Here is an 11,989-nt window from a genome sequence, read left to right on the forward strand (position 1 = left end):
GCAGAGCGAATGAGTGGCGAACGTCCGGCTGGTGAGCCTGTCTTTCGAGAGCGCGTCACGCTGTTGCGTCGGCGCAACCGTCCAGGCCGCTGTCAGCGCTCGGCAAAACAGGACGGCGGTCGAGGAAATACCTCGGCCGCCGACCCGATTTTCACACCCCCGCCAGAAAAGGCTCAGTCCACCAGCAGGTCCTCCACCGTGATCGGGATGTGGCGGACGCGCACGCCGGTCGCGTTGTGGATGGCGTTGGCGATGGCGGCGGCGACGCCGACGGTGGCGATTTCGCCGATGCCGCGGGCGCCGACGGCGTTGTGGAAGGTGTCGGGGTACTGGACGAAGTGGACGTCGATGTCGGGGATGTCGGCGTTGACCGGCAGGAGGTAGCCGGCGAAGTCGGCGTTGGCGAAGCGGCCGGCGCCGTCCAGTTCGAGGGCCTCGTGCAACGCGGCGGAGACGCCCCAGATCATGCCGCCCTTGATTTGGCTGCGGGCGAGTTTGTCGTTGATGATTCGGCCGCCGTCGAAGACGCCCAGCAACCTCGAGACGCGGGCTTCGCCGGTGAGGCGGTGGACGCGGACCTCGCAGAACTGGGCGCCGAAGGAGCTGAACGAGTGCTTGGTCAGTTCCTCGCCCGGGGCTGAAGAGCCGTTGGCGGACAAGGAATCCCGGCCGATCGCACGCAGCAGCGCGCCGAAGGGCATGGTGTCGGTGTCGCCGTGGATGTGACCGTCGGCGTAGGTCACCTCCTGGCCCACGAAGGGGGCGCCCGGTGCGGAGGCCAGGGCCAGCAGCGCGTCGAGGACCTCGTTCGCCGCGAGCATGATCGCGGTGCCGACGCTGGCGGTCGCCGTGGAGCCGCCGGACATGCCGCCCGGGGGCAGCTTCGAGTCGCCCAGGCGAGGCGTGATCCGGGACGGCGCGAGGTCCAGCGACTCCGCACCGACCGACGACATGACGTTCAGCAGGCCCGTCCCCGGGTCGGCGCCGCTGGTGGCGACCTCGGCGGTGCCGTCCGCGTGGAGGGTGATGCCGACCGTCGCGGGGAAACGCAGGGCGGGGAACATCGCGGTCGCCATGCCGACGCCGACGAGCCAGTCGCCGTCGACACGCCCCTTCGGCCGCGGAGTCCAGCCGAACTCGCGCGCGCCGACGGAGAAGCACTCGTCGAGGTGCTTGCTCGACCACTGCAGGTCCTTGCCGGGCGGGGCGAGCGAGCTGTTGCGCACGCGCAGCTCGATCGGATCCATGTCGAGCGCCACGGCGAGCTCGTCCATCGCGCTCTCCAGCGCGAACGAGCCCGGCGCCTCGCCCGGCGCGCGCATGAACGTGGTGAGCGGGATGTTGAGCGGCACCATCTTCTGGCTGATGGACAGGTTCTTCGTCGCGTACCACTCGCGCGAGGTGCCGTGCGACGTCGGCTCGACGAACGAGCGGTCCATCGCCGTGCTCGACCACGAGTCGTGGCGCAGGCCGAGGATCGTGCCGTCGGCGTCGGCGCCGATGGTGACCTTCTGCAGCGTCTCGGCGCGCGTGGCCGTCGCCGTGAAGACCTGCTCGCGCGTCAGCGCCGCCTTCACCGGCCGGCCCAGCTCCCTCGCCGCCGCGGCCGCGAGGAACGCAGGCGTGGACGTGCGCCCCTTGCCGCCGAACGCGCCGCCGACGTAGGGGTTGATCACGTGCACGGCCGACACGTCAAGGTCGAGCGCGCCGGCGAGCTCCATGGCGATGAGGTTGCTGCCTTGGTTGCCGGTGTAGACCGTGAGTTCACCGTCCCACACGGCGACGGCCGAGTGTGGCTCCATCGCCGCGTGGTTCTGCGTGGCCGTGCGATAAGCGTGGTCCACCACGAACGGCGCCGCCGCGAAAACGTCCTCAATGGACTCGACGTCGTCGGCCAGCACCTCGATCTGCGGCGGGTTCCCGCGCGATTCCGGCGCGTCCTCGGCCGACGCGAGGCCCTCGTCGAACGACACCAGCGCCGGCTTCTCGTCATAGGTGACGCGCACCAGCATCGCCGCGTCGCGCGCCTGCTCGAACGACTCCGCGACGACGAACCCGATCGGCTGCCCGTAGTAGTCGACGTCGGTGTTGCGCAGCGGCACCCAGGTCTCGCCCATGATCGGCGACACGGGCGGCGTGCGCAGGTCCAGCCGATCGAACGGCGTGTAGACGCCGACAACACCCGGCGCCTCCTTCGCCGCACTGACGTCCATGCTCTCGACTTGGCCGTGGGCCACGGTGCTGACCACGACGTAGCCGTAGGCCATGCCCGGGAAGTTGTGGTCCATCGCGTACTTCGCGCGCCCGGTGACCTTCAGCGGCGCATCGAGCCTGTCGTTCATCGACGGCTCCCTTCGGTCAGCTCCAGCAGCGCGCGCACGACCGTGCGCTTCACCAGGGACACCTTGAACGAGTTGAACGCCAGCGGCCGCGCGCCTTCCGCGGCCAGCGAAGCCGCCTGCTCGAACGACTCCTGCGTGACAGCCTTGCCCCGCAACGCTTCCTCGACGGCCGTGAGCCGCCACGGCACGGTCGCCACCCCGCCGACGGCCACCCGCGCGTCGGCGATCACGCCGTCCCGCACGTCCAGCGCCACGGCGGCCGAAGCCAGCGCGAACTCGTACGACTGGCGGTCGCGAACCTTGACGTAGGTGGAGTTTTCGGCCCAGTCGAGCCGCGGCACGCGCACCTCGGTGATCAGCTCGCCGGGGCGCAGGTCGTGCTCGACGTCCGGCGTTTCGCCTGGCGTACGGTAGAAATCGGTGAGTTTCACCGTGCGCTTGCCGGTCTTGCCGGCGAGTTCCACCTCGGCGTCCAGCGCCACGAGCGCAACCGCGACGTCGCTGGCGTGCGTGGCAACGCAGGCGTCGCTGGTGCCGAGGATCGCGTGCATGCGGTTGACGCCCGCCAGCGCGGAGCAGCCGCTGCCCGGGTCGCGCCGGTTGCAGGGCGCGTTGACGTCGCGGAAATACGAGCACCGCGTGCACTGCATGAGGTTGCCGCCGATGCTGGCCATGTTCCGCAGCTGCTGCGAAGCGCTCAGCAGCAGCGCGCGCGAGATCGCCGGGTACACGCCGGGGTGCGCGGCGATGTCACCCATCCGTTCCAGGGCCCCGAAACGCAGGCCGTCGGTGGTGTCGATGCCGCGCAGCGGGAGGTCGTTGATGTCCAGCACCCGCTGCGGGGTGAGCACGTCGAGCTTCATCAGGTCGATGAGCGTGGTGCCGCCGGCGAGGAAGGTTCCGGACGCGTCGAGCGCGTCTTCGACGGTGGTGGGCGCGGTCAGCTCAAACGGTCGCATCGGCCCGCCTCGCCTGCTCGACCGCCGCCACGATGTTCGGGTAGGCCGAACAGCGGCAGAGGTTGCCGGACATGAACTCGCGGACGTCCGTGACGTCGTCGCGCACGGCGGCGACGGCCGACATCACCTGCCCGGAAGTGCAGAAGCCGCACTGCAACGCGTCCTGGTCCACGAACGCCTGTTGCACGGGATGCAATCCGTCCTCAGTGGACAGACCTTCGACCGTGGTGACCGGCTTGCGCACGGTGGCCGCGAGGGTGAGGCACGAGAGCACGGGTTTGCCGTCGACGTGCACGGTGCAGGCGCCGCACTGGCCGCGGTCGCAGCCCTTCTTGGGACCGGTCACGCCCAGGCGTTCACGCAACGCGTCGAGCAGCGTCACGCCGGGTTCGACGGCGAGCTGTTCGACCCGTCCGTTGATTTCGAGGGAGATGTCCACTCGGATCTCTTTCCCGCAGATGTGGTGGGAGATGCCGGCCACCCGGCCGGCGTAAACTAGCGGATAGTGATCCGCTACGACTCGTGTTTCCGAGGCTATCGGATTACTATCCGCTTCGCAATGGAAGTTGCGCTGGAGTCGCTCCAGGGCTGCACTAGAGTCGTGATCAGGGAAGACGCCGCCGGGAACGGGAGGAACGATGTCGACGGGATCGGTCAGCCCGCGGCGCGCCGACACCCGGCGCAACCACGAGCGCATCCTCGCCGTCGCGGCCCAGGCGCTCGCGTGCTCGGGTGAGGTCTCGTTCAACGCCATCGCGAAGCAGGCCGAAGTCGGCGTCGGCACCGTGTACCGCCACTTCCCCACCGCGGCCGATCTCATCCTCGCCGTGTACGAGCGGGAGGTGTGCCAGCTCGTCGAAGTCGTGCCGGCACTGCTGGAGGAGCGCTCGCCGGAGCAGGCGTTCCGTGTCTGGGCGAGCGATCACCTCGCCCACTACCTGATCACCAAACGCGGCCTGGCCAAGGCCCTGCGCGCGGCCTCGAGCAATGCCGAACTGCCGGCGCACGCGTACAAATCCCTGGTCGACGCCCTCGCCACCCTGCTGAAGGCCAACATCGCCGCCGGCACCGTCCGCCCGGACACCTCGGTGGACACCGTGATGCGCGCGATGGCGGGCCTGCTGCTGCTCAGGCCGGACGAGGACTGGAAGGCGGCCACGGAAAGCCTGGTCGACTTCGTGTGGCGCGGCATGCGTGCCGACTGATGGCCGAGCTCGACGTCCGCCACCTCAGCTACTGGGACTGACCCGCCCGCGCGATCACCACAGCACCCGGGACCCGTGCATCCGGGTCGAAGAGGGTCTCCGATTCGATGGTGAAGCCGGCGGCGCGCAGGAAGGCCGACATGGTGGCCGGGCGGCGGCGGTGGATGTGGACGTGCATGGGGTGGCCGCCGTAGCCCGAGGTCTTGCACGTAGTCGTGTCGCCGACGTGAAAGCCCACCAGAACCACGCCGCCGGGACGGAGGGTGCGGTGGAAGTGGGCCAGGACGGTGGGCAGGGCCGCGTCGGGGAGGTGGATGAGGGACCAGAAGGCGAGGATGCCGCCCAGCGAATCGGTCGGAAGGGGAAGGTCGGTCATCGAGCCGACGGCGAAGGGGACGTCGGTGTGGGTGCGGCAGGCGAAGGCGATCATCTCGGGTGAGAGGTCGAGGCCGAAGGCGTCGACGCCGAGCGAGCGCAGGTGGGCGGTGACCCAGCCCGGGCCGCAGCCGACGTCGGCGACACGGCCGTCGGCGAGCTCCGCGAAGAGGCCCAGCAAGGCGCGCAAATGCGGCTTGCCGGCGAGGGTGTCGCGCAGTTGGGCCGCGTAGCTGGGGGCAACGGTGTCGTAGGAGGCGCGGATCTCCGACAGCCAGGAAGAAGTCACTACTCCCCCGTCGAGAGGACCTTGAGGTTCAGGCCGGCGCGTTCGAAGCGGCCGCGGGGATCGTCGACGAGGCGACGGGCCTCGAGGTCCATCAGGCCGACCGTGCAGGTGATCTCGGCCGAGAGGGTGCCGTCGAGTTTGAGGATGCGGGAGGTCATCCAGAAGACCTTGCCGTCGCCGAAGCGGGCGTCGCAGGTGACGTCGACGGTGTCGCCGCCGCGGAGTTCGCGGCGGTAGACGATGTGGGACTCCAGCAGGACCGGCGCGAGATTCGCCTCGTGCAGCAGCGAATCCCCGGCGGAGGCGAAGAGTTCGGTGCGCGAGACCTCGCCGTAGGAGTGGTACACGGCGTGGTTGAGGTGGCCCAGCGTGTCGAGCTCGTAGTGGCGCACCTTGATGCGGGTGCGGAACGGTTCGCGGTCGGTCACACGCCCCACTCTAAGTCTCGTAGAACAGCTCCTCGACCACGGCGTGGGCTCGGCGCGTGACCCGGCGATAGGTGTCGAGGAACTCGCCCGGATCGTCGTCCACGGTGTAGCCGAACACGCGCGCCACGGCGGCCAGGTCGCGGCCCGAGCTGGGCACCTCGTCGACGGCCTTGCCGCGCACGAGCATCCCGGCGTTGCGCACGCGGGTGGCCAGCAGCCACGCCTCGCGCAGGAAGTCGACCGACTCCGCGGGAGCCAGTCCCGTTTCGGCGAGCGCCGTCAACGCGTCGAGCGTCGACGCGGTGCGCAGGCTCGGCTGCTCGTGCGCGTGCTGCAGTTGCAGCAGCTGCACGGTCCACTCGACGTCGGCCAGCCCGCCGCGGCCGAGCTTCGTGTGACGGGTCGGGTCGGCTCCGCGGGGCAGGCGCTCGGTTTCCACGCGTGCCTTGATGCGGCGGATCTCGCGGGCCTTCGTCGCGTCCAGGCCGCCCTCGGGATAACGCACGGGGTCGATCATCGCGATGAACCGCTCGCCCAGGTCCTCGTCGCCGGCGATGAACCGCGCGCGCAGCAGCGCCTGCGCCTCCCAGACCTCGCCCCAGCGCTGGTAGTACGCGCGGTACGACTCCAACGTCCGGACCAGCGGCCCGCTGCGTCCCTCCGGCCGGAGGTCGGCGTCGACCTCCAGCGCCGGGTCGGAACTTGGTGCGCCCAGCATCTTGCGCACGGTCTCGGCCACCGACGAAGCGAACTTCGCCGCTTCGGAGTCCGACACGCCTTCCGCCGGCTCGCAGACGAACAGCACGTCGGCGTCCGAGCCGTAACCCAGTTCCGCGCCGCCGAGCCGGCCCATGCCGATCACGGCGACGGTCGCCGGCGTGCGCCCCAGCTCCGCCTGCCGCTGCCGGTACGCGGCGGCCAGCGCCCCCTGCAGCACGGCGACCCACACGCTCGACAGCGCCTCGCACACGGCCGGAACGTCCAGCAGTCCCAGCAAATCCGCGCACGCCACACGCAACAGCTCGTGTCGCCGCAACGACCGCGCCGCCGCGACCGCCGCGTTCAGCCCGGGCTGACGCCGGACGGCCGCCCGCAGTGACGTCGCCACCTCGGCCGGCTTGCGGCCCGTCAGCCGGGCCGGTTCTCCCAGCAGCTGCAGCACTTCCGGCGCGCGCACGAGCAGGTCGGGCACGAGCTTCGACGTGCCCAGCAGGAACGCCAGCCGCTCCACCACCGTGCCCTCGTCGCGCAGCACGCGCAGGTACCACGGCGTGTCCTCCAGCGCCTCGGACACCTTGCGGTACGAGAGCAGACCGCCGTCGGGATCCGGGGTGTCGGCGAGGAAATCGAGCAGCACGGGCAGTAGCGCCTGCTGGATCGCCGCGCGCCGGGAGACGCCCGAAGTCAGCGCCTTGATGTGCTGCAGCGCGCCTTCCGGCGCCGCGTAACCCAGCGCCGAGAGCCGGCTTGCGGCCTGCTTTGTCGTGAGCCGCAACGCCTCCGTCGGCACGTTCGCGACGGACTGCAGCAGCGGGCGGTAGAAGACCTTCTCGTGCAGCCGCCGGATGCCCTGCGCGTGGCGGCGGAACTCGGCGAGCAGCTCCTGGCCCTGGCTGCGGCCGCGCGCCGCGCGGATCCCGCACGCGCGCGCGAGGATGCGCAGCTCGTCGGTGTCGGTCGACTCCGGGAACAGGTGCGTGCGCCGCAGCCGGCGCAGCTGCAGCCGGTGCTCGACGGTGCGCAGGAACTCGTACGACGTCCCCATCTCCGCCGAGTCCGCGCGTCCGACGTACCCGCCCTCGCCCAGTGCCGCCAGAGCCTCCATTGTGGACGGTGAGCGCAGCTCGGGGTCCACACGCCCGTGGACGAGCTGCAGCAGCTGCACGGCGAACTCGACGTCACGCAGCCCGCCACGGCCCAGCTTCAGCTCGCGCTCGGCGTGCTCCGCGGAAACGTGGTCCTCCACGCGCCGGCGCATCTGCTGCACCTCGGTCACGAAGTTCTCGCGGTCGGCGGCCGACCACACCATGGGTGCGACCATCTCCGCGTACTCCTGGCCCAGCTCGGCGTCGCCCGCGACCGGGCGCGCTTTGAGCAGCGCCTGGAACTCCCAGGTCTTCGCCCACTTCCGGTAGTACGCCGTGTGCCCGTCGAGCGTGCGCACGAGCGCGCCGCTCTTGCCCTCCGGCCGCAGCGCCGCGTCGACCTCGAAGCACGCCTTGCCGACCACCCGCATCATCGTGCTGGCCAGCCGCGTCGCCACGCCGAGGTCGCCGGCGCCGACGAAGATCACATCGACGTCGCTCACGTAGTTGAGCTCGCGCCCGCCGGTCTTGCCCATCGCGATCACGGCCAGCGCACCCTCGGCGCTCGCCCCGACCTCCTGCTCGGCCACGGCGAGACCGGCCTTCAGCGCGGCCTCGGCGAGGAGCGTCAGCTGGTGGGTGATGTCCTTGAACGACGGGTGGTCGAGGCCCTCCTCCACGAGGTGGCCGAGATCGACGGCCGCGATGCCGAGCAGCAGCCGCCGGTATGCCGTCCGCAGCGCCTGCTCGGCGGCCATTCCGGTCACGTACGTGCCGTCGTCCTGGCGCAGGTCGTCGAGCAACCGGTCGGCGAACTGCTCGGGCACGGTGCAGCGGTGGTCGACGAGGCAGTGCCACTCGCCGGGGTTGGCGGCGAGGAAGTCGCCGAGCGCCGTGGACGTGCCGAGCACCCCGAGCAGCCGGCCGCGGAACGTCCGGTTGTCGCGCAGGGCGCGGTCCAGCTCGGGCCACGCGCCTTCGTCGGCTTCGCGGATGCGGTCGAGTCCCTGCAGCGCGAGGTCCTGGTCGGCCGCGCGCGAGAGGGCCGCGAGCACGTCGGCGGTGCCCTCGACCGGTCCCGCGGCGTCCCACCAGCCCGCCGCGCGCAACTGGGCGTCGGCCTTGTCGTCGGTGAAGCCGTACCGGGCCGCCGATGCGGCCGTCCGCGCGCGCTCTGCCATCTCCTTCACCGTAGCGGGATCCGCGTCGGCTGAGCAGGCAGGCACGCGTTCACTTTCAGGCGGCGAGGCGGTCGGGTTCCGTGTCTGCGGCCGAGGGCTCCGGCACCTGGAAGCTGTGCGCCGTGACGGGCCGCCGGCGCGAGAGCACGTAGATGCCGACGCCGATCGCGATGCCCACCACGCCGACGCCGATCGTCCCCGCCGTGCCGAGCGACGCGAGCTTCCCCGCGGCCGCACCGACGAGGGCGGCCGCGGGCAGCGTGAACAGCCAGGCCACGACCATGCGCCCGGCCATCCGCCAGCGCACCGGCGCCTCACGACGGCCGACGCCCGAGCCGACGATTCCGCCGGAGCACACGTGCGTGGTCGAGAGCGGGAAGCCGAAGTGCGACGACAGCAGGATCACGGCGGCGCTGCTCGTCTGCGCGGCGAAGCCCTGCGGGCCTTCGATGTCGGTGAGGCCCTTGCCGAGCGTGTGCGTGATGCGCCAGCCGCCGAGGTACGTGCCGAGTGCGAGCGCCGACGCCGCGCTGATGATCACCCACACCGGCGGCGCCGAGCCCGCGGGCAGGCTGCCGGCGCTGACCAGCGTCAGGGTGATCACGCCCATGGTCTTCTGGGCGTCGTTGGTGCCGTGCGCGAGCGAGACGAGCGATGCGGACACGATCTGCCCGACGCGGAAGCCGCGACCGCCGCGTTTGCGGACGAAGAGCTTGTAGACCAGGTACGTGAAGGCGGCCGCGACCACGCCGGCGATGACCGGCGACGCGGCGGCCGGCACGAGGACCTTGTCCACGATCTTGCCGAAGTGCACCGAGTCGGCGCCCGCCGAAACCCAGGTGGCGCCGATGAGGCCGCCGAACAGCGCGTGCGACGAACTCGACGGCAGGCCCACGTACCAGGTGACGAGGTTCCAGACGATCGCCCCGATCAGCCCGCCGAAGACGATCGGCGGGCCGATCTTGGTGTCGTCGACGAGGCCGCTGGAGATCGTCTTCGCGACCTCCACCGACAGGAACGCACCGGCGAGGTTCAGCACTGCCGAGATGGCCACCGCGACCCGCGGTTTGAGCGCGCCCGTGGCGATGGAGGTAGCCATCGCGTTGGCCGTGTCGTGGAAGCCGTTGGTGAAGTCGAAGACGAGGGCCGTGCCGATGACGACGACGACCACTAGCGAGGGATCCACCCCGGTCCTCCATACCTACGGGAGCATCTCTCGCAAGGTACCTGACCGATCGAGTGAATCGTCAACGTTGCGTTAGTGATCCAGACATCATCCGTTAAGCCAGCGGCAACGTGTGTTGACTCTCCGCCGCCGCGTCGAGCTCTCCGGCGGCCAATCGGACGAAGCGGTGCGCGAACGGCCGCCAGGTCTCGGCGATGTCCGCGTGCACAGAGATCAGCTTCTCCGGCGCCAGCGCGCCCGGACGGGTGAGTTCCGCCATCTCGGGCTCGTCCTCCGCCCAACGGCGCACGAGGTCCGGCGTCGTCTCGATGTGGAACTGCACGCCGTAGACGCAGCGGCGCAGGCGGAAGGCCTGGTTCTGGTACCGCGGCGCGGACGCGAGCAGCTCGGCGCCGGGCGGGAGGCGCTTGATCACGTCGTTGTGGAACTGGATCACGTCCTGCATCAGCGGCAGGTCGGCGAACAGCGGGTCGGTCCAGGCGGCGTCCTTCTTGGAAACCAGCGCGGGGCCGACCTCGGGCCCGTCCTCCCCGACCGCGACCTGGCCGCCGGTGGCCGCCGCGAGCAGCTGGGCGCCGAGGCAGATACCGAGCGTCGGGAGCTGCTTTCCGGTGGCCTGGCTCAGGAGCTTGCGGACGTCGGCGAGCCACGGGTGGCGTTCGTCGTCCAGCGCTCCCATGCCGCCGCCGAGGCAGACGACGCCCGCGTAGCCGTCGAGGTCCGCGGGCAACTCGTTCTCGGGTGGCATCCGGACATCCAGCTCGGCGCCGGCCTCGGTCAGCCAGTCACCGAGCGGGCCGAGGGGGTCGCCGGCGTCGGGTTGGATGATCAGCAGACGTGTCACTCCCCCAGGGTACGGAGGTGGCTGCCCGGAGTGCTTTCGGTGGGGTAGCCGGCGTTCTGCCACGTGGTGATACCGCCGGAGAGGCGCTTCGCGGTGAAGCCGAGGGCGGACAGGCGGAGTGCGCCCTGGGTGGCGGCGTTGCAGTGGATGCTTTCGCAGTAGCAGACGTAGACGAGGTTCTTGTCGAGGTCGCGCGTGCTGTGCTCGGTGATGTCCCGGTAGGGCAGGTGGATGGCGCCGGGGATGCGCGCTCTCGCGTACGCCTCGGCCCCGCGGGTCTCGGCGAGGACGTACCCGTCGGTGCGGCCGTCTTCCAGGTCCTGGGCGAGGTCGACGGGGTCAACCTCGAAGCCGAGTTCGCGGCCGAAGTACGCGACGGCTTCGTTGGGGGTCGGGGTGTCGAACTGGAGGATGCGGGGTTTCATGCGGTCAATCGTCGCCGGGCGCGGGGTGTTCGCCACAGAGCCGATTCCTGGTGATCGGGTTGGTTAGCCTGGGATTTCCTCGTTCGGACCGCGCTCTGCCGGGAGTTTGTTCTGTGAACCATTTCGTGGACCTCGACACCGTCGACTGGCAGCTGATCGAGCTCCTGCAGTCGGACGGCCGCCTCACGTTCTCCGAACTCGGCCGGCGCGTGTCGCTGTCGGCCCCCGCCGTGACCGAACGCGTGCGCCGCCTCGAGCAGCGCGGGGTGATCACGGGCTATTCCGCCCGCATCGACGCCTCGAAGCTGGGCCTGCCGATCGAGGCGATGGTCCGCGTGCGCGTCCGCAGCCTCGACGGCCCGCGGTTCCGCTCGACGATCCTGCCGCTACCGGAAGTCTCCTCCGCCGACCACATCACCGGCGATGAGTGCTGGCTGTTGCGTGTGCGCTGCCGTTCCACGGCCGAACTGGAGGCCTTCGTGGAACGCGCCCAGCGCCACGGCGAGACAACCACCTCGCTGGTCTTCTCGTCCCCCGTCGCGAGCCGGCCGATCACCCGCCCGACCTGAACGCGGCCGTCGAAAATGGTGTGGAAATGCAGTCAGGCCCCGGGAGAACCACTGGGGTTCTCAACCGGGGCCTGACTGTAAAGTAAGTTCGGCGGCGTCCTACTCTCCCACAACCCTTCGGTTGCAGTACCATCGGCGCTACCAGGCTTAGCTTCCGGGTTCGGAATGGGACCGGGCGTTTCCCTGGCGCTATAACCACCGAAACACTACGAAACAACACACACCGCGTCTGTCATAGACACCGGTGTGGTGTTTCAGAACCGTAGAGTGGATGCGTAACATCTTCGTAGGCAAGTCCTCGGCCTATTAGTACCAGTCAACTCAACAACACATTACTGTGCTTCCATCTCTGGCCTATCAACCCAATCGTCTTTTGGGGGC

The 11,989-nt window shown here is 70.1% G+C and carries 11 protein-coding genes and 2 rRNA genes; 2 read left to right on the plus strand and 11 right to left on the minus strand.

Features of this window, described 5'->3' with window-relative positions:
* Positions 1 to 173 precede the first annotated feature (173 nt).
* From ACFY1H_RS23240 to ACFY1H_RS23250, 3 genes are read right to left on the minus strand one after another with little or no spacing between them, the layout of a single operon-like run.
* Entirely contained in the window at positions 174 to 2,342 is a 2,169-nt protein-coding gene (locus tag ACFY1H_RS23240; protein WP_386949336.1) for a xanthine dehydrogenase family protein molybdopterin-binding subunit, read from the minus strand.
* A complete protein-coding gene (locus tag ACFY1H_RS23245) occupies positions 2,339 to 3,301 on the minus strand; it encodes a xanthine dehydrogenase family protein subunit M (RefSeq protein ID WP_366584563.1) in 963 nt (320 codons plus the stop codon). The genes ACFY1H_RS23240 and ACFY1H_RS23245 overlap by 4 nt, the downstream gene beginning before the upstream one ends.
* Positions 3,288 to 3,740: a (2Fe-2S)-binding protein gene (locus ACFY1H_RS23250; protein ID WP_366584590.1), complete on the minus strand. Its 453-nt coding sequence runs from the start codon at positions 3,738 to 3,740 to the stop codon at positions 3,288 to 3,290. Before ACFY1H_RS23250 ends, ACFY1H_RS23245 begins: the two co-directional genes overlap by 14 nt.
* Before the next feature lie 199 nt (positions 3,741 to 3,939).
* On the opposite strand from ACFY1H_RS23250, the gene ACFY1H_RS23255 reads away from it, so the two are divergent.
* Entirely contained in the window at positions 3,940 to 4,506 is a 567-nt protein-coding gene (locus ACFY1H_RS23255; RefSeq protein WP_366584565.1) for a TetR/AcrR family transcriptional regulator, read from the plus strand.
* Positions 4,507 to 4,534: 28 nt separating this feature from the next.
* Here the strand turns inward: ACFY1H_RS23255 and ACFY1H_RS23260 are convergent, their stop codons facing one another.
* The 6 genes from ACFY1H_RS23260 to ACFY1H_RS23285 form a co-directional block, all read right to left on the minus strand.
* The gene (locus ACFY1H_RS23260; RefSeq protein WP_386949341.1) at positions 4,535 to 5,170 is read right to left on the minus strand and encodes a class I SAM-dependent methyltransferase; all 636 of its coding nucleotides are present in this window, start codon (positions 5,168 to 5,170) and stop codon (positions 4,535 to 4,537) included.
* Positions 5,170 to 5,598 (minus strand): acyl-CoA thioesterase, encoded by a 429-nt coding sequence (locus ACFY1H_RS23265; RefSeq protein ID WP_386949344.1) that lies wholly within the window; start codon positions 5,596 to 5,598, stop codon positions 5,170 to 5,172. Before ACFY1H_RS23265 ends, ACFY1H_RS23260 begins: the two co-directional genes overlap by 1 nt.
* Positions 5,599 to 5,608: 10 nt before the next feature.
* Entirely contained in the window at positions 5,609 to 8,584 is a 2,976-nt protein-coding gene (locus tag ACFY1H_RS23270; RefSeq protein WP_386949347.1) for a bifunctional [glutamine synthetase] adenylyltransferase/[glutamine synthetase]-adenylyl-L-tyrosine phosphorylase, read from the minus strand.
* Between the two features lie 55 nt (positions 8,585 to 8,639).
* The gene (locus ACFY1H_RS23275; RefSeq protein ID WP_386949350.1) at positions 8,640 to 9,770 is read right to left on the minus strand and encodes an anion permease; all 1,131 of its coding nucleotides are present in this window, start codon (positions 9,768 to 9,770) and stop codon (positions 8,640 to 8,642) included.
* Positions 9,771 to 9,864: 94 nt separating this feature from the next.
* A complete protein-coding gene (locus tag ACFY1H_RS23280; protein ID WP_386949353.1) occupies positions 9,865 to 10,614 on the minus strand; it encodes a type 1 glutamine amidotransferase in 750 nt (249 codons plus the stop codon).
* The gene (locus tag ACFY1H_RS23285; RefSeq protein WP_386949356.1) at positions 10,611 to 11,039 is read right to left on the minus strand and encodes a rhodanese-like domain-containing protein; all 429 of its coding nucleotides are present in this window, start codon (positions 11,037 to 11,039) and stop codon (positions 10,611 to 10,613) included. Before ACFY1H_RS23285 ends, ACFY1H_RS23280 begins: the two co-directional genes overlap by 4 nt.
* 125 nt (positions 11,040 to 11,164) lie before the next feature.
* On the opposite strand from ACFY1H_RS23285, the gene ACFY1H_RS23290 reads away from it, so the two are divergent.
* Complete coding sequence (locus tag ACFY1H_RS23290) at positions 11,165 to 11,608, plus strand: Lrp/AsnC family transcriptional regulator (protein ID WP_386949424.1); 444 nt, start codon at positions 11,165 to 11,167, stop codon at positions 11,606 to 11,608.
* Positions 11,609 to 11,694: 86 nt separating this feature from the next.
* Here the strand turns inward: ACFY1H_RS23290 and rrf are convergent.
* Both rrf and ACFY1H_RS23300 read right to left on the minus strand, forming a co-directional pair.
* Positions 11,695 to 11,811: ribosomal RNA gene (gene rrf / locus ACFY1H_RS23295) — 5S ribosomal RNA — on the minus strand.
* Between the two features lie 83 nt (positions 11,812 to 11,894).
* Positions 11,895 to 11,989 (minus strand): 23S ribosomal RNA (locus tag ACFY1H_RS23300); the annotation flags it as partial.

The sequence above is a fragment of the Amycolatopsis sp. NPDC001319 genome, assembly GCF_042896185.1.
Classification (GTDB): domain Bacteria; phylum Actinomycetota; class Actinomycetes; order Mycobacteriales; family Pseudonocardiaceae; genus Amycolatopsis.

Bases quoted from the DNA above. Each gene is read 5' to 3' on its own strand.
- ACFY1H_RS23245 (WP_366584563.1), bottom strand. From the start codon at position 3,301: ATGCGACCGTTTGAGCTGACCGCGCCCACCACCGTCGAAGACGCGCTC.
- ACFY1H_RS23255 (WP_366584565.1), top strand. From the start codon at position 3,940: ATGTCGACGGGATCGGTCAGCCCGCGGCGCGCCGACACCCGGCGCAAC.
- ACFY1H_RS23240 (WP_386949336.1), bottom strand. From the start codon at position 2,342: ATGAACGACAGGCTCGATGCGCCGCTGAAGGTCACCGGGCGCGCGAAG.
- ACFY1H_RS23285 (WP_386949356.1), bottom strand. From the start codon at position 11,039: ATGAAACCCCGCATCCTCCAGTTCGACACCCCGACCCCCAACGAAGCC.
- ACFY1H_RS23270 (WP_386949347.1), bottom strand. From the start codon at position 8,584: ATGGCAGAGCGCGCGCGGACGGCCGCATCGGCGGCCCGGTACGGCTTC.